This is a genomic window from Ensifer sp. GW821-FHT05G01 (assembly GCF_059419585.1).
Window position 1 is genome coordinate 174,809 of sequence record NZ_JBWKSC010000004.1, and the last position, 24,125, is coordinate 198,933.

Sequence of the window (24,125 nt, forward strand, 5' to 3'; positions counted from 1 at the left end):
ACGCTGCACATTTCGAATGTTCCGGCTACCTTCGATTGTCAATTGTAACCCGCGGCCCTCTAATCTGATGCCATGAAGATTCTGATTCTCGGCGCCACCGGCTTCATCGGCTCGGCCATCCTCGATCGATTGAAAAGCGACCGACATGCGGTGACCGGCCTTGGCCGCAATGTCGGCCGCGCCCGTCTGAGGATGCCCGATGCACAGTGGCTTTCGACCGATCTTGCGACCATGCGCACGCCTGAGGATTGGCAGCCCCTCGTCGCAGGCCACGACGTGGTGGTCAATTGCGCCGGCGCGCTTCAGGACGGGCTTTCAGACGATGTAGCCGCAACTCAGGAAGCGGCGATGCTGGCGCTCTATGTCGCCGCCAAAAACAAGCCGTCGATGCGCATCGTGCAGATTTCAGCCCCTCGCGGCGGTGCCGGCGCGGAGCGAGCCTTTCTCGCCACCAAGTTTCGCGCCGATGACGCACTTGCCGCAAGCAGCATATCGCATGTCATCCTGCGCCCGACACTCGTGCTCGGCCGCAACGCCCATGGCGGCTCGGCGCTCATCAGGGCGTTTGCCGCCCTGCCCCTGGCGATCCCGCTCGTCCATTCGGATGCCCGCGTCGAGACGGTTGCCTTGAGCGATGTCACGGAAGCCGTCAGCGCCGCGGTCGCCGATCTCCTGCCCGATCGAAGCGACCTCGTGCTCGGCAACAGCGAGCGACTGACGCTTGGCGAACTTGTGGCGCTCCATCGTGGCTGGCTCGGTCTGCCCGCCGCCCGCATCGTGGCGCTGCCGGCTGCCTTTGCCGCGCCGGCCGGCTTCGTTGCCGTCATGGCCGGCGGCGTCGGTGCGGCACCGGATCAAGGCAACCGTGCCGCGATCCCGTTGCTCTCGGCCAGGCAGACGCTTTCAGCCAACCCGGCAGGGGTGCAGGATCTCTGGTTTGCCCGCCTCTATCTCCTGAAGCCGCTGATGATCACAGGGCTTTCGGCGTTCTGGCTGCTGTCAGGCTTGATCCCGCTGCTCGACCTCGATGCCGCCCGGCAGCACTTCCTGCGGTTCATGGGCGAAGGACCGGCGACAGCGCTGACGCTCCTCACCTGCCTTGCCGATATCGTGCTCGGCATCGCAGTGCTCGTCCGCCCCTACGCCAAACGGGCTCTCGTCGGTATGCTTGCACTGACCGCAGCCTATCTCGTCTCCGCAACCCTCGTGGAACCTCAACTCTGGGCCGATCCGCTCGGGCCGCTGGTCAAGGTGCTGCCGTCGATCCTGCTTTCGCTCGCCACTCTCGCCATCCTGGATGAACGCTGATGCTGCCGGACGATCTCCTGCGCCTTGCCCATGTCGTCGGCGCCACCGTGCTCTTCGGCACCGGTGCAGGCATTGCTTTTTTCATGGTGATGGCACGCCGGACCCGCGATGCGCGGCTGATCGCCCATGTTGCAGGCACGGTGGTCGTTGCTGATACGGTCTTCACCGCCACCGCCGTGGTGTTTCAGCCGATCACCGGCTATCTGCTGGCGACAGGGGTCGGCTGGTCGCTCAGCGAAGGCTGGATCGCGCTGTCGCTGATCCTCTATGTCATCACCGGCCTGTTCTGGCTTCCCGTGGTCTGGATCCAGATCCGGCTACGCAATCTGGCGCGGCTGGCCGTGGCAGAAAATACCCCGCTGCCGGCGGCCTTCGATCGCCTCTATGCCATCTGGTTTGCCTGCGGCTTCCCTGCCTTCTTTGCCGTCATCGGCATCTTCTGGCTGATGCTGGCAAAGCCGCAGTTCCAGCTATTTTAGCATCGGCCAAAGGCTGACGACGAGCAGCACCGCCATGGTGATGTTGAACCATTTGAGCCGCGACGGTTCCGACAGCCACTGGCGCAGCGCTGAGCCGAAGCCGGCCCAGGTGGAGACGCTCGGCACGTTGACCAGTGCAAAGACGAGGCCGACGACAAGCACGCTCATGAGGTAGTTCGCGCCGCCCGTGTAGGTCGCCATGGCCGAGACGGCCATGACCCAGGCCTTGGGGTTGACCCATTGGAAGGCGGCGGCAGAAAGGAAGCTCATCGGCGCGGCACCGGCCTTGCCTTCGCCAAGGGAGCGCGAGGTGCCGATCTTCCAGGCGATCCACACGAGGTAGGCGCCGCCGGCAAATTTCAGGACGGTGTAAAGCAATGGCACCGAATGCAGGAGCGCGCCGAGCCCCAGGCCGACGGCGATCAGCAGCGAGAAGAACCCGGCGCCGATGCCCAGCATATGCGGGATGGTGCGCACGAAACCGAAGTTCACGCCCGAGGCAAACAGCATCATGTTGTTCGGACCCGGCGTGATCGACGTCGTGAATGCGAACAGAAACAGTGCCAGAAGCGTATCGGCCTGCATGGTCTTTCTCCAGTTGAATTAGGTCAACATAGTTGACCTAATTCCGACGCGAAGCCGGATATTTGTCACGGTGACAAGATCGAGGGGCAACTTTTGCGATGCAAGCCTGCCTGGGCCGGAAATTGCAATGGCAGCGCCGTTGGCTATAAACATTCCGCCCGCTTGATTTTGGAGGAGGTGCAGCATGGACCGGTTCACGGGCGGTTGCCGGTGCGGCAAGGTGCGGATCGTGGCGTCGGGTCGCCCTTATCGGGTGGGGCTTTGCCACTGCCTCGACTGCCGCAAGCATCATGGCGCCCTGTTTCACGCCTCCGCAATTTTTCCGGAGCATGCCGTAGCGATCGATGGCGAAACACGCGATTACGCCGGCCGGTTTTTCTGTCCCCGCTGCGGCTCGCCCGTTTTCTCGCGCTCTGCGGACGAAATCGAAGTGAACCTCGGATCCCTGGATGCACCGGACCAGCTGGCGCCGACCTATGAACTCTGGACAATCCGTCGCGAATCCTGGCTACCACCGTTCCCGCTCATGAGGCGATACGAGCGCGATCGTGACGAGACCAGCCGCTTCGAGGACCAGACTTAGATCGAACAGGGACTTATCCGCCCGACCCCACGATGAAAACATGCGGAAACGCAAGGTGCCGCAGCGATCCGCGCGCCTCAAAAGACGCACGGGTCGCCATGGTGTCGGATGGGTTCAGCCCCACTTCATCTCGCCCTTGGCGACCTTGGCGCCAAGCTCGAGCGATGAGACGTCGGTAAAGTCCGGATAGAGCTTGGTCATGGCAGCTATCAGTTCGGCGCTGTCCTTGGCCTTGGCTTCCGCCGCGTTGAAAGCGATGAGATAGTCGCGGGTAAACAGGATTGCCTCGATGCCGTCAGGCCCGCCCGCGCCCTTGTGCGCCGGCACGACGATATCGGGCTTGCGCGCCGCCATCGCCTCGAGCGCCTCGATCCATTTCTGCCGGCCTTCCGCCGTCGGCTCGTCGGCAACCCAGACATGCGAACCGGAATAGACGAGCACGCCGCCGAAGATGGCGTTGAGCGAAGGCACATGCAGGTAGCGGCGATCTTTCAAGCCATCGATGGTGACGATGTCGATCCGATTGCCTTCGAGCGACAGCGACGAAAGGTCAGACGCCTCGGGGATGACGACATCGGCAAGCACCTTCGGTCCGTTGTCGCCGAGCTGGGGGCTCCAGGTATCGAGTTTGGTCTGGACATTGGCGTTGATCGCCGCAACGGTCGCCGGCGCCGCCAAGACCTTGGCATCCGGGAACGCCTCGACGACAGGGCGCAGGCTGAAATAGAAGTCCGGGTCGCTGCAGCTGACATAGATTGTCGTCAGCCTCTTGCCCGCCGCCTTGATGGCGTCTGCAACCGCCTTGCCGTCCGATAGCGTGAAGCCGCCGTCGATAAGGATTGCCTCCTTCTCGCCGGTCAGAAGCACTGGCGTACGGCTGAAGCCGACTTCGTTCGCCTGGAAGTATGTCCATTCGAGCTTCGATGCAGCCCCCGATGCGGCCAAGGCCACAAGGCTGCCGGCCGGCTGCAACAGGGCAACTGCGCCAGCGGCAACGGCCGTCTTCAATGCGGCGCGCCGCGTCATCAGGATGTGCATGAGGTCTCCTTCACCAGGCCAATTGTCGATGGCGCGACAATGCCGGGCGAAACCCTCTTGAAAAAGCCCGGCAGCTTGAACAGATTGTCTGATCATTTCAGACAATCACAAGAAAAGTCGCATGACCGTCAATCTGAACCGACTTTCCCATTTTGTTGCTGTCGTCGAGGCCGGGTCGTTTACCGCGGCGGCGGAAAAACTCGGGCTTGCAAAGGCCGCTGTCAGCCATCAGGTGGCGCAGCTGGAAAAGGAGCTCGGCACCACCCTTCTGATCCGAACGACGCGGCGGCTGCGGCCGACGGACAGCGGCCTGCGTTTTTACGAGCGCTGCGTGCTGATCCTGCGCGACGCCGATGAGGCGGTCGGCGCAGTCTCGGAGGAAGCGGAAATTCCAAGCGGCACGCTGACGCTGACCGCACCGCTCGACTATGGCATGCGCGTCGTCGTCGACGCAGTCGCCCTCTATGTCGGGCGTTACCCGGCCATGCAGGTGAACCTGTCCTTCAACGACATCGTCTTCGACATGATCGAGAAGCGGCTGGATATCGCCATCCGCGCCGGCTGGCTGGTGGATTCCAGCGAACGGGCGCGGCGCATCGGCACCTTCGAGCAATATCTGGTGGCATCGCCCGCCTACGCCGCCCGCCTCGGCACGGTCGAGCACCCGCAGGCGCTGTCGCAGGCAAGCTGGATCGCCAACGGCGCGCTGAAGGCGCCGCTGAACTGGACGTTCTCCCATGTCGGCGGCGAACAGGCGCCCGTCGTGGGCAGCGGCGTCGTTGCCGTCGACAGCACCGATGCCGCCTATTGCTGCGTCCTTGCCGGTATCGGCCTTGCCGTGCTGCCGGATTATCAGGTGCGCAGCGACCTTGCCGAGGGCCGTCTCGTCCGTATCCTCGCCGACTGGACACTGCCATCAGGCGGCATTCACGTCGTCTACCCGCCGTCGCATTACCGCCCCGCCCGCGTGCGCGCCTTTGTCGATATCCTACAGAAGCTGGAAAAGGAGCGCGGCCGCTCGGCTGCGTGAGCCCGATCCGCTGCCGTCGAATGACATCTCGAAAGACCAGCCGATTGCGCTAGATTGCCACGCGAGAAACGCCGCGTCCCTGCGCGCAGCCAGACCCGACGCGACATCCGCCAAAGAGGAAACCGCATGCACGATCCGATCCCGACCACCACGCTCATCAACGGCCGCAGCGTCCCGGTTCTCGGCCAGGGCACCTGGCGCATGGGCGACGAGCGCTCACGCGCAGCAGACGAAGTGAGAAGCCTGCAGGCCGGCCTCGACCTCGGCATGAAGTTGATCGACACAGCCGAAATGTACGGCAACGGCGCCTCCGAGGCGATCGTTGGCCAAGCGGTCAAGGGCCGGCGCGACGAGGCCTTCATCGTCAGCAAGGTGCTGCCGTCGAACGCCAGCCGTGATGGAACCGAGGCCGCCTGCGAGCGCAGCCTGAGACATCTCGGCATCGACCATATCGATCTCTACTTGCTACACTGGCGCGGCGGCTATCCGCTCGCCGAGACGGTTGCCGCCTTCGAAGCCCTGAAGAGGGCCGGCAAGATCGGTGCCTGGGGTGTGTCCAATTTCGATGTTGACGACATGGAGGAGTTGCTTGCAGTCCCGGATGGCAGACACGTCGCCGCCAACCAGGTGCTCTACAACCTCTCGCGCCGCGGCATTGAATACGATCTCCTGCCCTGGTGCCAGAGCCGCGGTGTCGCCGTCATGGCCTATTCGCCGCTCGACGAGGGCCGGCTCCTGCGCAACGCCGATCTCGTCCACATCGCCAAGGCGCATCAGGCAACGCCAGCACAGATCGCACTCGCCTTCCTCAAGACACAGCCCGGCGTGATCTCTATCCCCAAGACTGCCTCACCGGCACGCGCCGGCGAAAACCGCGACGCCATGGACATTCACCTGACGGGCGAAAACCTCGTCGCCCTAGACGCCGCCTTCCCGCCGCCGAAGCGCAAAAGGTCGCTGGAGATGATCTAACGGCGTTTTGGTCTCACTGTGCGGGCCGCATCCGTCGATAGCCGCCCGCCTTCGCCATCGACAGGCAGGAACATCGCCGCGACCGGCTCGATGCGCCTCAAGCGGGCGCGTGGCCTGGTGTCGGACGGCAGCTTGATCGTCTGAACGCACGGAACTCTAACGGCCAGACCAGTATTCTTCGTGCAGTTGCGCCGCCTCGCCCGCAAGCATCGGGCCAACGACTTCCGTCGGGCGCTGGCCCGCGGCAAACACGATGTGGCAGGGGAGATCCAGCGTCGGATTTTCCTCGCTCTCGCCAATCTGTTGCTTCATCTCCTTCTCGGACTGGCCAAACACGACGCGCCCGATGCCTGCCCAATAGATCGCGCCCGAGCACATGGCGCATGGCTCGGCGGATGTGTACATCGTGCATTCGGCAAGAAACGACAGATCATAGGCTTTGCCGGCGCGCGTGGCTAAAAGTCGCTCGGCGTGCGCCGTACGGTCGCCCCCTTCCGAAGTGTAGCCATTGCCCTGCTCCAGCAGGACATTGCCATCACTGTCGGCGAGAATGGAACCGAACGGGTGATCCCCGCCTTCGCGCGAACGCCGCGCCACATCGAAGGCCTTGCGCAAAAGGGACTCATCGTAAGGCCGCTTGGTGCTTGGCATTTTGTGCGCTCCTGAAAATTGTCGAGAGTTCATTCACCATCGATGTTTGCCGGCAACGGAGCGGGCAATTTGTGTTCTCGGGCAAGTGGAAGGTTACCGGCTTCCCGGCGCTGGCTGTCCGATTTCCCCCGATGAACAGGCATCAAAAGCGGATGTTGATCCCTTTTGACGTGCGCAGCAAGACCGAGCGAAGATGCAAGCCTGTCGGACAAGGATCGGGAGACCGGCCCAGTTGCAGCCGAATGGCACAAACTCGAGGCTGCCCCCTCAGCCCGCCTGCGACGAGAGGGCTGGCGTGAGGGCAAACTCGCCTGTCTGGCTCCGATCAACCAGGCAAGGGCCGCCCCTGTCCGCTGGCTGAAAAGCACATGCCCTGCGGCTCGCGGCCCTCGAAACGGTGCCGATACACTAGACGTTTACGAGTGCGAGCCGCTTGTTATCTCCACCACCACCTTGCCCTTGGCACGGCCGGATTCCAGGTAGGCAAAGGCTTCGGCAACGTCCTTGAGCGGAAACACGCGATCGATGACCGGCGTGATCGATTTTGACTCGATGAGACCGGCAAGCTCGGCAAGCTCGACACCATCAGGATGCATGAAAAGGTAACGGTAGGAGACGCCGTATTTCCTCGCGACTGCGCGTATCCGGTAGGACGCAAGCCAGAAGAGCGTTCGCAAGAACACGCCGCGACCGAGATCCTTGCGGGCCGTTTCCGGTTCGGGCATGCCCGCGATTGAGACGACTTTTCCACCGCGTTTGACGACGCTGAATGACTTTAGAAGCGTTTCGCCGCCAAGCAGATCGAATACGCCATCCATGCCGCGCACCTGCTCCTCGAAGCTTTCAGTCGTATAGTCGATCACCACGTCCGCGCCGAGCCCTTCGACAAGCGCACGGCCACGCGGCGATGCCGTGGTCGTGACCTCCGCCCCCAGCCATTTCGCCAGTTGGATGGCGAAGGTACCGACGCCCCCGGCGCCGCCGGGTATAAGGATCCTGCTGCCCGGGCCCACATGAAGCTCGTCGCGCAGCGCCTGCAACGCGGTGAGGCCGGCGAGCGGCACACCGGCCGCCGTGGTGAAATCGATCGACGCCGGCATCTTCGCCAGGAACTGCGCCGGCACCACCGCATATTCGGCAAGGCCCCCCATGGCACCCTTGGGCATGCGCGCAAAAACGCGGTCTCCCGGCTTGAAGGACGTGACGTCGTCTCCCAACTCCTCGACGACGCCCGCAATCTCGTTGCCCATGACAGTTGGCAAGGGATAGCGCTGGACGACCTTGAGCATGCCTTCGCGGGTCTTGTAGTCGACGGGATTGAGACCGGCGGCATGCACACGGACGAGCACTTCGCCTCGTGCAGGTCGCGGACGCGGCACCGCGCGCAACTGCGCAGCCTCGGGACCACCGTATCGCGTCAGAACAAACGCCTGCATCGTCGTGGAGCTCATCACCTGATATCTCCGGGGTTTCTGTCCACGATTAGTCGGCGAGAAATGCCGGCGAAGTCAACAGCGGGTCGGTGCGTGGGCTTCGCCTGCCCCTCATCCGGCCTGCCGGCCACCTTCTCCCCGCCTGCGGGGAGAAGGACACGCGTGGCTAGCCCGCGATGCAAACGCACCGTTTGCGACTGAGTTCGCGTGGGCCGTGACGATGGATCGCAACGCACCATGCGTCACAGATTTTGAAGATTTTTTCGCGAGAGGGGAGAAGATGAGGCTGGCTCAGAGCCATCGCCCCCTCTCCCCGCCTGCGGGGAGAGGGCTGGGGTGAGGGGCAGCTCGGGCGCTAAAGCGTAAGCCGACGATCCCGCTAGCGGCACCTCGCGCACGCAGCGCGAGGCTAGCCACCCTCACCGCGCGCAAATCACATGCCCTGCGGGCCGCGGTTCATCGCGGCGATGCCGGTGCGGCAGACTTCGATGAGGCCGAGCGGCTTCATGATGGCGATGAACTGTTCGATCTTCGATGGCTTGCCGGTGATCTCGAACACGAAGTGATCGATGTTGGCGTCGATGACCGAGGCGCGGAAGGCGTCAGCCAGCCGCAGGGCCTCGACGCGATGGTCGCCCGAGCCATGCACCTTGACCAGCGCCAGTTCGCGCTCGACCGGGCGGTCGTGGCCGAGCGTGCCGGCGCGCACCGTCAGATCGACGACGCGGTGGACCGGAACCAGCCGCTCGAGCTGGTTCTTGATCTGGTCGAGCACATGCGGCGTTCCGCGGGTGACGATGGTGATGCGCGAAAGATGCGCTTCGTGTTCCGTTTCCGAAACGGTCAGGCTCTCGATGTTGTAGCCGCGGCCGGAGAACAGGCCGATGACCCGGGCGAGAACGCCCGGCTCGTTGTCGACGAGAACCGAAAGCGTGTGCGTTTCGGCGACTTCGGTTTCCTTGGCGATGAAATAGGCGGAACCGGTCGGTTGAAGGTGTGCGCTCATTTTGTTGTTTCCTGTCCCTATCTCAAACCAGCTGGCGGCCCTTGGCGTCGATCGCGTTGGCGACCGCTTCGTCCGTGGCCTCATCCGGCAGCAGCATCTCGTTGTGCGCCTTGCCCGATGGGATCATCGGGAAGCAGTTGGCGAGGTTGGCGACGCGGCAATCGAAGATGACCGGTGCCGGCGTGTCGATCATCTTGCGGATCGCAGCGTCGAGCTCGCCCGGCTTGTCGCAGCGGATGCCGACGCCGCCGTAGGCTTCCGCCAGCTTGACGAAATCAGGCATCGCCTCGGTGTAGGAGTGCGACAGGCGGTTGCCGTGCAGCAGCTGCTGCCACTGGCGCACCATGCCCATGTACTGGTTGTTGAGGATGAAGATCTTGACCGGCAGGCCGTACTGGACGGCGCAGGACATTTCCTGGATGCACATCTGGATCGAGGCATCGCCGGCGATATCGATGACGAGGCTGTTCGGATGCGCGACCTGGACGCCGATGGCGGCCGGGAAGCCGTAGCCCATGGTGCCGAGACCGCCCGAGGTCATCCAGCGGTTCGGCTGTTCGAAGCCGAAGAACTGGGCGGCCCACATCTGGTGCTGGCCGACCTCGGTGGTGATGTAGGTGTCGCGGCCCTTGCTCAGCTCATAGAGGCGCTGGATCGCGTATTGCGGCATGATGACGTCGTCGTTGGCCGCATAGGCCAGCGAGTTGCGTGCCCGCCACTTGACGATGCCTTCCCACCAGTCGGCGAGCCGCGTCTTGTCGTCGGCCTTCTTGGCCGCGCGCCACAGGCGAACCATGTCTTCCAGAACCGAGCCGACATCGCCGAGGATCGGCACGTCGACGCGCACGTTCTTGTTGATCGACGACGGGTCGATGTCGATATGGATCTTCTTGGAGTTGGGCGAAAACGCGTTGAGGCGGCCGGTGATGCGGTCGTCGAAGCGCGCGCCGATGCAGACCATGACGTCGCAGTCATGCATCGCCATGTTGGCTTCGTAGGTGCCGTGCATGCCCAGCATGCCGAGCCAGTTCTTGCCCGAAGCCGGATAGGCGCCGAGGCCCATCAGCGTCGAGGTGATCGGGAAGTTTGTCAGCTCGACCAGTTCGCGCAGGAGCGTCGAGGCCTGCGGGCCGGAATTGACGACGCCACCGCCGGAATAGATGATCGGACGGCGGGCCGTCCGCATCAGTTCGACGGCTTCCTCGATCTTCTTCAGGTCGCCCTGCGTCTTCGGCTGATAGCTCTTCTGGGCCGGGACGGCAGATGGCGGCGTGTAGGTGCCGGTCGCAAACTGCACGTCCTTCGGGATGTCGACGACGACAGGACCCGGACGGCCGGACTGCGCGATGCGGAAGGCCTCATGGATGACACGGGCGAGATCGTTGACGTCACGAACCAGCCAGTTGTGCTTGGTGCACGGACGGGTGATGCCGATCGTGTCGCATTCCTGGAAGGCGTCCGAACCGATCAGCGAGGTCGGAACCTGGCCGGAGATGCAGACGAGCGGGATGGAATCCATCAGCGCGTCCTGCAGCGGCGTGACCGCATTGGTAGCACCCGGACCCGAGGTGACCAGCATGACGCCGACCTTGCCGGTGGAGCGGGCATAGCCTTCGGCCATGTGGCCGGCGCCCTGCTCGTGGCGAACGAGGATGTGCTGGATATCCTCCTGCTGGTGGATTTCGTCGTAGATCGGAAGCACGGCGCCACCGGGATAGCCGAAGATATGCTCGACGCCATTGTCCTTCAGTGCCTGGAGAACGATCTCCGCGCCTGTCATCTGGTTTTCTGTACCGCTCATTGACTTGCTTCCGTCCCTTTTCCCAGTTGGGTGCTTAGCTTGTTTGAAGGCATAAAAAAAGGCCCCGTCAGGAGCCTCGTTTAGCGCATGGGTGGCTACCGCCGGATGGTTACACCATCCTGCCCATGCGCCGTCCCACCACAAGAATAATCGCAAAATTTATCATGGGACGATTTGATAAACACAAAGCGCTAAAGCGTCAACGCTTTTTCCGGAGGATATCCGATCGTCCTGAAGCGGGCCGGCACTGCCGCGGCCAGCACTGGTGACGCCGCTGCGCGCCGCCGCCATCAATCAATTCCGTTTACCATATTGTTCCACTTAAATTTAAGGGGCCTGAGGAAAGATGCCCCTGCTGCATGATGCAGCGCTAAAAAACAAGGCAATGATATGCTTGATCTTTCCGTACTCTCGCCGCTGGTCATCAGCGCGGCCGCGATCTACCTGTTCTTCCGCTGGGTCGTCTTCGACATGAACTCGCACGAATAGGGCGAATGTACCCAGGCCGGCCCACCCGTTCGTCTCTCTTGATCGTCGCCTCCATCTCCCATCGCGTCACCCGCGGGCGGTACGGCCGCGCAGCCCGCAAGATGGCTGCCCGCTGACCACGGGCCTGACGGCATCCGGGTCGGAGAAGGCGGCAGCACAAGATTGGCGACGTTCGCACCCTCGCCCCGTTCGGCCATGGTTCGCTGCCGCTCGCTCCGGCTGTCGCGCCACTGTCACTGCGCCGGCGCAGGTACCAGCACGGCTTTGGGGAATGGCCTGAAGGTCAAGGCGATCATGAAGGCGCCGATGCCGATGCCCCAGGCACCGATATAGAGCCAGGCGTAGCTGGCGAAAGCGTCATAGATCAGACCACCGGCCAAGGGTCCGGTCGCCATCCCAAGGCTCCCTGCCATGGCCGTACCGCCAATCACCGTCCCCATCATCCGCTGCGGAAAATTCTCACGCGCCAGCACCGCATAAAGCGGCATGATACCCGCATAGATGAATCCGAACAGAGCCGCCACCGCGTAGAACGCTCCCAGCGCGCTGACAAAGACATAGGCAAGCGCTCCGAATGCCTGGATCAGCAGTCCCGATACCAGGATGCGCTTGGCTCCGAACCGATCCCCGAGCAGGCCGAAGACGACGCGTCCGCCCATGCCCGCGAGCCCTTCTACGCTGTAGATCGAAACGGCGGCTATCATCGGGATGCCGCAGGTGACTGCATAGCTCACCGTGTGGAAGATCGGACCCGAATGGGTGGCGCAGCAAAAGAAGTTCGTCAACAGAAGCACAATGAACTGCGGAGACCGCACCGCCTGACCGACCGATAATGCCGATTGCGGTCCGCTATCCATTGTCGCATCGGTGTCCTGATCGTCCTGAGCCGGCGGGCGGCGCACCAGCAGCGTCGTCGGTATCATCACGACGGCAACGATGGCGGCTATGATCTGCAGCGCCGTTCTCCAGTCGTAGATGGAGACGAGCCATGCCGCCAGCGGCGACATCGTCATCGGCGCCATGCCCATCCCGGCAGAAACCAGGGATACCGCCAGGCTGCGATGGGTATCGAACCAGCCTGTGACGCAAGCCATCATCGGCGCGAAGATCGCAGCCGTCGCCGCGCCGACGAGGAGGCCGAAGACGATCTGAAACTCGATAAGCGATGTCGCCCGGCTCGCCAGAAACAGACTTCCGGCAAGAATGACCGATCCGATCAGCACGATCGACCGCGCTCCCAGCCGGTCCGACAGGCTGCCCCAGGCGATGCTTGCTACCGCCATGGAAACGAATCCAAGCGTCATTGCGCTGGAGACGCCGGTGACCGACCAGCCGGTGTCCTGAGAGATCGGCCGAAGAAACACGGGTAGAGAGAACATTGCGCCGATGGCGACACAGCCCAAAAGGCCGCCCGCAGCGACGATCACCCAGCGATATCGGGATTCACGCATGTGCATCTCCTCGTACCTCACCTTGGCGCCTGTGCTTCGAGTGGCCCGACATGCGCCGCCGGGCGGCATCTCCGCGCAACACGCGCCACCCCTCGGCACAAGGACGTTGCCGGGTCCGGAGATCCGACACATTGCCACATTTTTTTGTCTGAAGGGATTTCGGTAGGACAGCCGGCACGCGGCGCCCTCACAGCGCCACAGGCCGGCTGCGCCCGGTCAGGCCGGGAGGCGCTGATCATAGTCCTTCATCAGCCGGCTCCAGCCGTCCCAGAAGGGCATCGGCTCGGTCCCTGTCGCACGGGCCGCCAGGATGTCGAGATGCATATGCCAGCCGGCACCGAACATCAGCATGGTGGCGCGGTCGGCAATGCTGCGATGGGTTACGGTCAAGAGCACCTTGTTGCCCACCGGCTCCAGCTCGAAGGAAACGTCGCCGCTGCCGGTCCAGCTTATCGAGAGCTTTCGCGGCGGATCGAGTTCGGTGATCTGGCTTGCCATCCGGTGCTCGTCGGGAAAGCCGGCCGGGCGCTCGCCGGGAGGGTTTGTGAGTTCGTCGTTGCGCCAGACAAGTTCGACCGGCGCACCGACCTTCATCTCCATCTCACCCGACGCCAGCCACTGCCTGCGCAGGTCGCTGTCGGTCAGATAGGCCCAGACCCGCTCGATCGGACCCGGCAAAAGCCGCGCCAACTTCAAAGTGTCCGGTTGGCTCAGCACGCCATAGGCGTCGAGGGTCGCAAGATCATTCATCTGCCGTCTCCTTCTTGGGTTTGTCGTGCTTCGGTTTTTCTGGCTTGGGTCCACCGGGCCTGGATTGATCAGGCCGGCGTCAGTCGGGTGAGGTCTGGTTGAACGGGCGTTGACCTGTCCAAGGCCGGTAAGGCCATCGCCTTCTGCGGATGCAGGCACGCGCTGGCGCAGCACCGTCTCGAGCCTGTCGAGACGGGCGATCCAGAAGCGTTCCTGGGCATTCGGCTCGTGGTCGGGGTGAAAGACGAACAGCATCTCGGGCACCTTTAATTCAACCATTTGGTTGAACGTACGCCCACTCCAACAAATAGTCAACCAATTGGTTGAATTACATTGGCAACTGCGCGCATGGTTCTCGAACGGCTTAGCTGCCGGGCCGGCGATCACCGCCTCTTCAGCTGCCGTTTTCTTAGCACTGACAACAGGTTAGCCACCGATGTCATCAATTAGGCTGTTGCCTCGAGATCCCGCGTCATCAACCAGGATCTGCGTTCAACGCTCCGGAGCAGCGAGCCAGGCGCGCAACAGGAGGATGGAAAAGATGGCATGCAGCGCGACGGCCGGCCACAGGAGGACACCGGTCAGCCCACCGGCGACAGCGAGATAAGCAAGATACAGCGTCACGGCCACATTGTAGGCGAGCATGCCGACCAGAGGCGAACGCTGCCAGCAGGCGAGCCCCAATGCGATCAGGGCGATCCCGGCGACGCGAGCCGCCGCCGCCCCTGCGCCGACGACGGGCTCACCGAACAATAGCTCCGCCACAACAGACGGAACAATGAGCAGCGCAATCCCCGTGGCCGCCTCACCGACGGCCGAAAACATCAGAACCGATTTCATCGCGCTCTCCGGCATCTGCCTTTCATTGCGATCATGGGCGTTGGAGCGGCACGAAGACCCAAGGCTTCATCGTCGGTCATTCGTTCAATCTGAACGTCAGCCTGTCGATCTTGCCAGTGAACCTGAAAGGTGGATCGTAGCGATACTCGATCAGGGCGACGCCGGAGCGCGTATCCAGGCCGACGTCGAACGATTCGTCCTCAGGAAACGTAATTGGCGTGGTGTGGTCCATCGAATTCCTGGCCACTTCCTTGCCATCCACCGTCAAGATACCCGTGCCACCCTGTCCCAATGCCGGCCCGTCCGCCTTGAAGTCGAAGACGATGGTGTGCTTGCCGACACCCAGTGCCGGCCCTTCCCATGTGGTCCGCTTGAGATCGAGAAGGTTGTAGAGGAAGACGACCTTTCCGCTGCCGAACCCCAGTTCTCCCTTGCTGAGGAACAGCCCGTAACCGCCGAACCGCCCACCCTCGGTAACGATCATGCCTTCCGCCCCGCCTTCTGGTATCTCGACTTCGGCCGTGATCGTGTAGGACTTGTCCAGTATTCTCGGAGCGGCACTGGGTGGCACGCCGCTGAGTTCGCCCGAATAGGTGAATTCCGCTCGTCCCGCCGTCAGGCTCGGACGAGGCGCGTTCCAGCGGGCGAGCGTGGAGTTATCCAGCGGCAGCACATCATGCTTTGCTGCCTCCGAATAGAACAGCGCCTGCATTTCCTTGAGCTTGTCCGGCATCTTGGCAGAAAGATCGTCGAACTGGGTGGGGTCGTCCTCGACGTTGTAGAGCTCCCATTTGTATCCTGAGATCACATCAGGAGGCGTCTTGGAGCTCAGCTCCCACGGCAAGGTCGCTGGCGTCGTCGCCGCCACCCAGCCATCGTGATAAATGGCGCGATTGCCGAGCATCTCGAAATACTGGGTCGTGCGTGCGGATGGCGCCTCGGCATTGGCCTTGTCCCATGTGTACGTCATGCTCACGCCATCGAAGGGGCGTTGCAGGACACCGTTGATCGTGTCCGGCGCCTGGATACCGGTCGCCTGAAGGATCGTCGGGACGATGTCGATGAAATGGTGGAACTGCCGGCGGATGCCCCCGGCGTCGGCAATGTGGCCCGGCCACGACATCGCCATGCCTTGAGCCGTCCCGCCGAAGTGCGACGGGACCTGCTTCACCCACTTGAACGGCGTGCCCATCGCCCACGCCCAACCAGCGGAAAAATGCGGGAATGTGCGGTCCGAGCCCCAGAATTCGTACCAGAGATACTGATCCTTCACCGGCACCGGAACGCCGTTGAATGTGGTGAACTCGTTCGGCGTGCCGTTGAGCGTGCCTTCGGCACTCGCGCCATTGTCGCCGCTGATGTAGATGATCAGCGTGTCATCGCGTTCGCCCAGATCCTCGACAGCCTGGATAACCCTGCCGATCTCGTTGTCGGTATAGGCGAGGTACGCTCCATAAACGTCCGCTTGCTTGATGAAGAGCTTCTTCTGCTCGAGACTGAGGGTATCCCATTCCGGCAGTTGCTTTGGCCAAGGTGTCAGTTTGGCATTCTCGGGCATGATGCCCAGCCGCTTCTGGTTGGCAAAGATGGTCTCGCGAAGCTTGTTCCACCCCTCGTCGAAGAGATGCATATCGCCGATCTTCTTGATCCATTCCGGCGTGGGATGGTGCGGCGCGTGGGTGCCGCCGGGCACGTAGTAGACGAAGAATGGCTTGTCTGGCGCAATCTCCTTCAGCTGCTTCATGTATTGTATGGCATCGTCGGCCATTGCCGTGGTCAGGTTCCAATCGGGCTTGCCTTCAAACGGGTAGATGGCCGTGGTGTTGCGGAACAGGTTCGGTTGCCACTGGCTCGCGTCGCCGCCGACGAAGCCGTAGAAATAATCGAAACCCATCCCGCTTGGCCATTGGTCGAACGGGCCCGCCTGGCTTGACTGATAGAAGGGCGTGTTGTGGTTCTTGCCGAACCACGAGGTGGCATAGCCATGGTCCCTGAGAATGGTGCCTATGGTGCCGTTCTCCTTGCGGATGATCGAGTCATAGCCTGGGTATCCTGTCGCCATCTCGCCAACTACACCAAAGCCGGCGACGTGATGGTTGCGGCCGGTAATCAGCGCCGCGCGTGACGGTGAGCACAGCGACGTGGAGTGAAAGTTCGTGAAACGCAGGCCTTCTTGGGCGATGCGATCAAGAGCAGGCGTCGGGACGACGCCACCAAAGGTGCCGGGCGCACCAAATCCCACATCATCGGTCATGATGAGCAGCACGTTGGGAGCACCCTGCGGCGGGACGATGCGCGGGGCCCACCAGGGCTGCGATTCCGTGGCCTTTTGATTGATCACGCCGCCGAAGCTTGGATCAGGTTGGGGAAGCTGTTTGCCGTCAATCGTGATTGTGGCTTGCGGAGAGCCCGGGACGCCTTTGACTTCCTGCGCCAATCCCGAGATGCAACTGATGGCGAGAAAACCTGCGCCCCAAAGCACGCTGTCACGAATTTTCATGATGTAAATCTCCCGTGGCAGGCAGATTTTTGAATTCGCTACATTAGATTACTCGCATACAACGATCCGAACAATGCACCAGATCAGGCCCGCGTCGCTCGCAGCCTGTGTCGAAACGAGTTGTTAAATCCCCAGCGCTAACATGAAGGACCGTTGTGCGGGGTTTTGCGTTGCTGAACAATGATCTTCATTCCTCGATACGTGCCGGAGAGCAGGATCGCCGCGACGGCTTGAAGCCCGGCAATCGCTTCCTCGGCCGCGTCGTTGCGTGCAGCGGTTCGCGCGCAACCATCGCCGCCGTCGCCGAACAGGGCGAAACGTCGCTGACCGAACTCTGGTCGGTGGGCCGGCTGATTTCGATCACCGTGGGCAGGAACCGCGTCGTCGCGCTCGTCTATTCCATGCAGACTGTCGGCTCCGAATGGGGCGAAGACACCAACAACACGTTCCGCATCGAAGTCGAGTTGATGGGCGAAGTCCATCCGGGCCCAAGCGGCCGCGAGGAGTTTTCCGCCGGCATCAGCGTTTACCCCTATCTCGGTGCGGTTGCCCACCGCATCCGCGCCGCAGATCTCGCCCGCATCTACGATTCCGGCCAGGACGATTGCTGCATCATCGGCAAGCTGACACAGGACGAAAGCCTCGATGCGACGATCCATGTGCCGTCGATGCTCGCCAAGCATTTCGCCATCGTCGGCACCACGGGCGTCGGCAAGTCGACCGCCGTGACGCTGCTGCTCAACAAGGCGATTGCCGCCGATCCGAAGCTGCGCGTGCTGATCCTCGATCCGCACAACGAGTTCGCCGCCGCCTTCCCCGAGCTTTCGGTCGTCATCGACCCCGAAACGCTCGACCTGCCCTTCTGGTTCTTCCGGCTGGAAGAATTCGCCGAAGTCATTTTCCGTGGCCGACCGGCCGTTCCCGAAGAGCTCGACATCCTGCGCGACGTCATCCCGGACGCGAAGAAGGCCTTCAAGGGCAGCGCCGAATCCGGCCTGATGCGGCGCCAGTCGGAAAAAAGCTCGGTGACCGCCGACACGCCAGTGCCCTATCGCATCGCCGATCTGCTGGCGCTGATCGAGGAGCGCATCGGACGGCTCGAAGGGCGAAACGACAAGCCGCATCTGCGCTCGCTCAAAGTCCGGATTATCTCGGCGATCAACGACCCGCGCTACCATTTCATGTTCTCGTCGAACACGATCTCCGACACGATCCAGGATACGATCGCCAAGGTTTTCCGCATTCCCGGCGAAGGCCGGCCGATCTCCACCTTCCAGCTTGCCGGCATTCCTTCCGAAGTCGTCAACTCCGTCGCCTCGGTCCTCTGCCGCATGGCGTTCGAAATCGGCCTTTGGAGCAATGGCGGCATCCACATGCTGGTCGTGTGCGAAGAGGCCCACCGCTACGTGCCCGCCGATCCCTCGCTTGGCTTCCTGCCGACGCGCCAGGCGATCGCCCGCATCGCCAAGGAAGGCCGTAAATACGGCGTCTCGCTCGGCATCATCACCCAGCGCCCGGGCGAACTCGACCCGACGATCCTGTCGCAGTGCTCGACGGTCTTTGCCATGCGGCTTGCCAACGACCGCGACCAGGACATCATCCGCTCGGCCATTCCCAACTCGTCGATCTCGACCACCAGCTTCATCTCGTCGATCGGCAACGGCGAAGCCATCGCATTCGGCGAGGCGGTGGCGGTGCCCATGCGCATGCGCTTCGACCGCGTCAAGGAAGAACGGCTGCCGCGCGCCCACGGGATCACCGACCGCGTGGATGAGGACGCGCCACCCACCGTCGACATTCGCTCGATCGTCAACCGCATGCGGGCGATCACCGGCCCGAACATCTCCAGTTTCCAGCAAAGCTATCTGGCGGCCACCGACCCCGGTGAACAGGAAGAGCGGCTCTGGGCCACGGAACTGGGACCGGAGGCCCGCGACGAGCCGGCAGAGACCGACTTCGCAGAGAGCCCTGACGAAATCGAGCCCTACCGCCCCGATATGCTGCCCCGCGCACCGGAGCCCGGCAATCCGCAGCTTGAACGCTTCAATCAGATCCGCCAGCAGCTTCTGACGGAGCCCCCCGAGCCGACGACCGGTTATCGCCCGCTGTCACCCGCCGATCCCAATGCCGCCCGCCCCGCAGCGGAGCCGCGGCGCGAAGGCTCGCTGCGCGACAGCCTTCTCAAGCGCCCGCTCGGCAGCATCATCCGCAAACCCTGAGGCCGAGCGTGCCTTGGCAGGTCCTCGTCCCGGTGTCGCCCTGAAGGTGGTTCCGGGCTTGTCCGCCGGATCGTCGGCGGCTGGGACATGGCACCGCGACCAAGGGCGTATTGACATCGCCAGCGGACCAATCCCGCCTGGCCAAACGGGCGCGCGGCACCGTCATGCAACCTAAGATCTGCCTCGCGTTTTCTTGCCGTTGCTAAAATACGATGACGCAGCCACACTGGACGCATCTGAGAATCATGGCCGGGGTGCACAAGAATCGATGCATGTCGGTCGATTGAGGGGGTCGATCATGCGATATGCCAGGTTGAAGTACGCCACAGCCTTGTTCGCCATATTCGCGACGACGGCGCAGGCGCAGGATTCGAATGCGGATCTCGCCAAGAAGCTTTCAAACCCGATTGCCTCGCTGATCAGCGTTCCCTTCCAGTTCAATTACGACCACGGCTACGGCCCTGATGACGGCAACAAGACGACCGTCAACATCCAGCCGGTCATCCCCTTTTCGCTGAACGCGGACTGGAACGTCATTTCGCGAACCATTCTGCCGGTGACGTCTCAGAACGACATCGCCGGCCCGAGCGGCTCGCAGTTCGGCCTTGGCGATACCCTGCAGAGCTTGTTTTTTTCGCCCGCCAAGCCCACCGAAAGCGGTATCATCTGGGGCGTGGGCCCGGCTTTCCTGATCCCGACGGCGACCGACGACCTGCTCGGCGGCGAAAAATGGGGCATCGGCCCGACCGTTGTTATCCTCAAGCAGGAGGGCGAATGGACCTACGGCGCGCTCGCCAACCATATCTGGTCGTTTGCCGGCAGCGACGAGCGCAACGACATCAGCTCCACCTTCCTGCAGCCGTTCCTGTCCTACACCACGCCGGACGCCTGGACTTTCACGCTCAACACCGAATCCACCTACGACTGGAAGGCGGACGAATGGAGCGTCCCGATCAACTTCAACATCTCCAAGCTGATCACCATCGACAAGCAGCCGATCAGCCTCGGCGCCGGCGTGCGCTATTGGGCGGCAGCGCCTGACAATGGCCCGGAGGGCCTCGGCGTCCGCCTGACGATGACATTCCTGTTTCCGAAGTAATGCCCGAGATCGGGCGTACCGCAATGCCGCGGCCGTCGTCGGGGTTGCGTGCCTGCGCGTGAACTCACAGCAGTTTGGGCGGCAGCAGATACAGCGTCATGGCGAAGATCAGATAGACCATCAGCATCAGCACGCCCACAAACCAAGCGGCACGACCGCTGTTCGTGACGATGATGGCCGTCATTGCGGCCACCAGCACCATGATTACTGCACCCGGCCAGAACTGCAGGTCCATCGGCGCCGGGCCGATGACGTAACTCAAAAGCACGAGAACAGGAGCAACGAAGAGGGCGATCTGGGCCGCACTGCCGAGCGCAATGCCGACGCTCAGGTCCAGCCGGTTCTTGCGCGCGCCGGAAAACGCCGAGGTCATTTCTGCGGCTGCCCCGACGAGCGCAACGACGATAAAGCCCACGAATGCGGGCGTCATTCCGAACGTCTCTGCCGCATGCTGCACCGATTCCACGAACACTTCGCTGACCAGGGCGACCGTGACCGTCACGACGGCAAGCGTAGCGAGCGCAACACTCAACGGCCAGGGAGGCTCATCCGAGGTAGCGTGCTCCGCACTGCCGAACAATTCGCGATGGCTCTTCAGGGAGAAGTACAGCCCCAACACGTAGGTGATGATCAGCAGGATCGCCAGACCGAAGCTCAGATCCTGCATGAAGTCCGGCGCCGCCGCGAGACTATCGGCTTCGGCCATTGCCGAGGGTACGATCAGCGCGATCGTTGCCAGGAAAAGCAGGCTCGTCTGCAGGCGAGCGCTGACGCGGTTGTAGTCCTGAACATGGTATTTCAGGCCGCCGAGCAGGAATGACGCCCCCAGCATGAAGAGCGTGTTGCAGACGATCGCGCCGGCCAGCGAAGCTTTTACAAGCGTGTATTGACCAAGTCGCAATGCGGCGAGCGCGATGATGAGTTCGGTCAGATTGCCGAGCGTCGCGTTGAGAAGGCTGCCGACCGTGTCGCCCGTTCTCGCGGCAACGGCTTCGGTGGCGTGGCTGAGCAAGGTTGCCAATGGAATGATCGCCAACACCGACAACAGGAACAGCAGCGTGTGCGCCTCGGGCGCTGCGCTATGGGCCACCAGCACCAGCGGCGCCAGAACCAGCAGCCAAAGGAGCGGAGTGTGCCGAATTTCATGCCAAAGCTGGCTCATGATACCCCCCAAAAAGCACCGAGGCGTCTCGACCGGACTGCAGACAGATGAAGAAAACAGGGCTCTGTTGTAACGGCCCTCATTCGTTGTTTTTATCGGCTGTGGCCCTCAGCGCCTGGACGCTGACGGCGGCAACGAGACCCGTCAGAACAATCCCTGCAAGGCCAATCACGAGAGCCAAAGCGCGCGAAGACGTGTGGCTCGGTGCCAGATCTCCGTATCCGATGGTGAGACCGGTAACGAAGGTGAAATACAGGGCGTCGGTTATCCGCCAGTCTTCTATTCGCCCGATCACCACGCCGCAGCCGACCATCACACAAAGAATACCGGACAAGATCGGCCAGACAACGCCAAGCTGGCGATAGAACTCTTTGAAGAAGAAGAGTCTCGTTTGTCTGGACTTCATCGGACCTCGCCCGAGAAACGAACGCCGGTTATCCCTGCGACGATCGCCTGAAAGACATTTCCACTGATGCTGATGCCGACGACAACGTCGCTGCCCCGGTCCCCTTGCAATTCAGGGTGATCTAATGTGGCGAGATGTCAACTCTGTAACGGTTACGACAGGATCGGTCATCGGCCGGATTTTGTGGTGCACGTTGTCGGCATGGAAGCTCTCGCGCTACCGCACACGGGACACATCGGAGGGCTAACCAACGAGTGATCTTCTTCGTTACCGTAACGTACTTGCGCAAACTCTAAAAAAGGAGATGGTGCGCCGCGTACCAACGGTGCGCACAATGCCAGAACAGCAATCGGGCTTCCCGCCGCCTGGCTCATCCAGCCGGGCTGCGCGTATTCCCGCCTATCTAATTCACGGTCACATCCATGCAACAGATGAGGACACAGATCATGATAGACCACGCTGATAGACCACACTCATTTCCAAGGTTCGAACTGGGCGCCGGAACGCGAAGGGCCCTCCTCGCGACAGCCGCTGCAGTGCTGACGTTCGCCGTCCCTTGTGGATCGGCGACAGCCCAGACTGCGCCATCGGCCAAGCCGAACATTCTCATGATTGTCTCCGATGACACCGGGTTCGGCGACCTTGGACCCTATGGCGGCGGAGAAGGGCGCGGCATGCCGACACCCAATATCGACAAGATGGCGGCCAGTGGAATGACGTTCTTTGACTTCTACGCCCAGCCGAGCTGCACGCCCGGCCGTGCAGCGATGATTACGGGGCGAATTCCCAATCGCAGCGGCATGACAACGGTCGCGTTTCAAGGCGAAGGCGGTGGCCTGCCTGCCGCCGAATGGACACTTGCGTCCGTTCTCAAACTTGGCGGTTACGATACCTACTTCACCGGCAAGTGGCACCTTGGGGAGGCCGACTACGCGCTACCGAACGCCCAGGGCTTCGACGTGATGAAGTATTGCGGGCTCTATCACCTGAACGCCTATACCTACGCCGATCCAACCTGGTTCCCCGACATGGATCCGAAGCTGCGAGCGATGTTCCAGCGCGTGACCAAAGGTGCATTGTCGGGCAGAACCGGTGAAAAGGCCGTGGAAGAGTTCAAGATCAACGGCCAGTACGTCGATACGCCGACAATCAACGGTGCACCGGGCGTTGTCGGCATCCCGTTCTTCGATAGCTATGTCGAGAAGGCCGCAGTCGGCTTCCTTGACGACGCATCCAAATCCGACAAGCCGTTCTTCATCAGCGTCAACTTCATGAAGGTGCATCAGCCGAACATGCCTGCACCCGAGTTCGAGCATAAGTCGATGTCGAAATCGAAGTATGCCGACAGCATCGTCGAACTGGACACCCGTATCGGCCGCATCATGGATAAGCTCCATGAGACCGGCTTGGACAGAAATACCCTCGTGTTCTACACCACCGATAACGGCGCCTGGCAGGATGTGTACCCTGACGCCGGTTACACGCCATTCCGTGGCACCAAGGGTACCGTCCGTGAAGGCGGCAATCGTGTTCCCGCCATCGCTGTCTGGCCGGGCAAGGTCAAGCCCAACAGCAAGAACCACGATATCGTCGGCGGCCTTGATCTGATGGCAACATTCGCCTCCGTCGCCGGCGTCGCCCTGCCGGACAAGGACCGCGAGGGTCAGCCGACCATCTTCGATAGCTATGACATGTCACCGATCCTGCTCGGTACGGGCAAGTCGGAACGCACATCCTGGTTCTACTTCACCGAGAACGAACTTTCGCCCGGCGCTGCCCGTGTCGGCAACTACAAGGCCGTTTTCAACCTGCGCGGCGACGACGGTCAGTCGACAGGGGGACTGGCGGTCGATTCGAACCTTGGCTGGAAAGGTCCATCCAAATATGTCGCAACGGTCCCGCAGGTTTTCGATCTCTGGCAGGATCCGCAGGAGCGCTACGATATCTTCATGAACAATTATACGGAGCGGACCTGGACGATGGTAACCATCAGCGACGCGATCAAACAGCTGATGCAAACCTATGTGAAGTATCCGCCGCGCAAGCTGCAGAGCCAGAGCTACGCCGGTCCGATCGAAATCTCGAAATATGAGCAATTCCAGTGGATGCGCGATCAGTTGTCTAAAGAAGGGTTCACCTTATCAATGCCGACAGGCAACTAAACGCACCTCCCGGTGAGGTCTGAGGAAGAGCGAGAACGGGGCGTTGTGCTGACGACTAAACGTCCCCCGCACAGAACGACAAAGCCGCCGAGACCGGCGGCTTTACGCTGCAAATCTGAACCTCCTCCCAACAAATTCAAACGCTTATCGTCATCTGACGG

20 protein-coding genes are annotated in these 24,125 nt (G+C 62.0%); 8 read left to right on the forward strand and 12 right to left on the reverse strand.

Annotated elements, in window-relative coordinates; translation table 11 throughout:
• Positions 1-72 precede the first annotated feature (72 nt).
• On the forward strand, positions 73-1,308 hold the full coding sequence (locus AC07UR_RS12105; RefSeq protein WP_209790757.1) for an SDR family oxidoreductase: 1,236 nt from the start codon (positions 73-75) through the stop codon (positions 1,306-1,308).
• Positions 1,308-1,787: a DUF2269 family protein gene (locus tag AC07UR_RS12110; protein WP_412728385.1), complete on the forward strand. Its 480-nt coding sequence runs from the start codon at positions 1,308-1,310 to the stop codon at positions 1,785-1,787. The genes AC07UR_RS12105 and AC07UR_RS12110 overlap by 1 nt, the downstream gene beginning before the upstream one ends.
• On the opposite strand, the gene AC07UR_RS12115 is transcribed toward AC07UR_RS12110, so the two are convergent.
• Positions 1,779-2,372 carry a LysE family translocator gene (locus tag AC07UR_RS12115; protein WP_209790756.1) on the reverse strand — a complete coding sequence of 198 codons (594 nt, stop codon included), beginning with the start codon at positions 2,370-2,372 and terminating at the stop codon, positions 1,779-1,781. The two genes, AC07UR_RS12110 and AC07UR_RS12115, sit on opposite strands and share 9 nt — an antisense overlap.
• Before the next feature lie 184 nt (positions 2,373-2,556).
• On the opposite strand from AC07UR_RS12115, the gene AC07UR_RS12120 reads away from it, so the two are divergent.
• On the forward strand, positions 2,557-2,955 hold the full coding sequence (locus tag AC07UR_RS12120; protein WP_209790755.1) for a GFA family protein: 399 nt from the start codon (positions 2,557-2,559) through the stop codon (positions 2,953-2,955).
• A 114-nt stretch (positions 2,956-3,069) separates the two neighbouring features.
• On the opposite strand, the gene AC07UR_RS12125 is transcribed toward AC07UR_RS12120, so the two are convergent.
• Positions 3,070-3,984: an MBL fold metallo-hydrolase gene (locus AC07UR_RS12125; RefSeq protein WP_209790887.1), complete on the reverse strand. Its 915-nt coding sequence runs from the start codon at positions 3,982-3,984 to the stop codon at positions 3,070-3,072.
• A 130-nt stretch (positions 3,985-4,114) separates the two neighbouring features.
• Here AC07UR_RS12125 and AC07UR_RS12130 point away from each other — a divergent pair, with 130 nt between their 5' ends.
• Both AC07UR_RS12130 and AC07UR_RS12135 read left to right on the forward strand, forming a co-directional pair.
• Positions 4,115-5,023: a LysR family transcriptional regulator gene (locus AC07UR_RS12130; RefSeq protein WP_209790754.1), complete on the forward strand. Its 909-nt coding sequence runs from the start codon at positions 4,115-4,117 to the stop codon at positions 5,021-5,023.
• A gap of 126 nt (positions 5,024-5,149) precedes the next feature.
• The gene (locus AC07UR_RS12135; RefSeq protein ID WP_209790753.1) at positions 5,150-5,995 is read left to right on the forward strand and encodes an aldo/keto reductase; all 846 of its coding nucleotides are present in this window, start codon (positions 5,150-5,152) and stop codon (positions 5,993-5,995) included.
• Positions 5,996-6,151: 156 nt separating this feature from the next.
• On the opposite strand, the gene AC07UR_RS12140 is transcribed toward AC07UR_RS12135, so the two are convergent.
• The 8 genes from AC07UR_RS12140 to AC07UR_RS12175 form a co-directional block, all read right to left on the reverse strand.
• Positions 6,152-6,646, reverse strand: a complete 495-nt coding sequence (locus AC07UR_RS12140) for a nucleoside deaminase (RefSeq protein ID WP_173420542.1) — start codon at positions 6,644-6,646, stop codon at positions 6,152-6,154.
• Between the two features lie 416 nt (positions 6,647-7,062).
• Positions 7,063-8,097 carry an NADP-dependent oxidoreductase gene (locus AC07UR_RS12145; protein WP_234941864.1) on the reverse strand — a complete coding sequence of 345 codons (1,035 nt, stop codon included), beginning with the start codon at positions 8,095-8,097 and terminating at the stop codon, positions 7,063-7,065.
• A 415-nt stretch (positions 8,098-8,512) separates the two neighbouring features.
• Entirely contained in the window at positions 8,513-9,085 is a 573-nt protein-coding gene (ilvN, locus tag AC07UR_RS12150) for an acetolactate synthase small subunit (protein ID WP_065786853.1), read from the reverse strand.
• Between the two features lie 22 nt (positions 9,086-9,107).
• On the reverse strand, positions 9,108-10,886 hold the full coding sequence (locus tag AC07UR_RS12155; RefSeq protein WP_209790752.1) for an acetolactate synthase 3 large subunit: 1,779 nt from the start codon (positions 10,884-10,886) through the stop codon (positions 9,108-9,110).
• 722 nt (positions 10,887-11,608) lie between these two features.
• Positions 11,609-12,826 (reverse strand): MFS transporter, encoded by a 1,218-nt coding sequence (locus AC07UR_RS12160; protein ID WP_209790751.1) that lies wholly within the window; start codon positions 12,824-12,826, stop codon positions 11,609-11,611.
• A 216-nt stretch (positions 12,827-13,042) separates the two neighbouring features.
• On the reverse strand, positions 13,043-13,576 hold the full coding sequence (locus AC07UR_RS12165; protein WP_209790885.1) for an SRPBCC family protein: 534 nt from the start codon (positions 13,574-13,576) through the stop codon (positions 13,043-13,045).
• Between the two features lie 492 nt (positions 13,577-14,068).
• Positions 14,069-14,416: a hypothetical protein gene (locus AC07UR_RS12170; protein ID WP_173420545.1), complete on the reverse strand. Its 348-nt coding sequence runs from the start codon at positions 14,414-14,416 to the stop codon at positions 14,069-14,071.
• Between the two features lie 76 nt (positions 14,417-14,492).
• Entirely contained in the window at positions 14,493-16,916 is a 2,424-nt protein-coding gene (locus tag AC07UR_RS12175) for an arylsulfatase (protein WP_209790750.1), read from the reverse strand.
• A gap of 170 nt (positions 16,917-17,086) precedes the next feature.
• On the opposite strand from AC07UR_RS12175, the gene AC07UR_RS12180 reads away from it, so the two are divergent.
• The gene (locus tag AC07UR_RS12180; protein ID WP_173420547.1) at positions 17,087-19,135 is read left to right on the forward strand and encodes an ATP-binding protein; all 2,049 of its coding nucleotides are present in this window, start codon (positions 17,087-17,089) and stop codon (positions 19,133-19,135) included.
• 298 nt (positions 19,136-19,433) lie between these two features.
• Positions 19,434-20,234: a transporter gene (locus AC07UR_RS12185; protein ID WP_209790749.1), complete on the forward strand. Its 801-nt coding sequence runs from the start codon at positions 19,434-19,436 to the stop codon at positions 20,232-20,234.
• Positions 20,235-20,298: 64 nt separating this feature from the next.
• Here AC07UR_RS12185 and cax read toward each other — a convergent pair whose 3' ends face one another.
• Both cax and AC07UR_RS12195 read right to left on the reverse strand, forming a co-directional pair.
• A complete protein-coding gene (cax, locus tag AC07UR_RS12190; RefSeq protein ID WP_209790748.1) occupies positions 20,299-21,396 on the reverse strand; it encodes a calcium/proton exchanger in 1,098 nt (365 codons plus the stop codon).
• A 79-nt stretch (positions 21,397-21,475) separates the two neighbouring features.
• Positions 21,476-21,802 carry a potassium channel family protein gene (locus tag AC07UR_RS12195; protein WP_173420550.1) on the reverse strand — a complete coding sequence of 109 codons (327 nt, stop codon included), beginning with the start codon at positions 21,800-21,802 and terminating at the stop codon, positions 21,476-21,478.
• A 608-nt stretch (positions 21,803-22,410) separates the two neighbouring features.
• On the opposite strand from AC07UR_RS12195, the gene AC07UR_RS12200 reads away from it, so the two are divergent.
• Positions 22,411-23,964, forward strand: coding sequence for an arylsulfatase (locus AC07UR_RS12200; RefSeq protein ID WP_234902905.1), 1,554 nt, complete (start codon positions 22,411-22,413; stop codon positions 23,962-23,964).
• Positions 23,965-24,125: the final 161 nt, after the last annotated feature.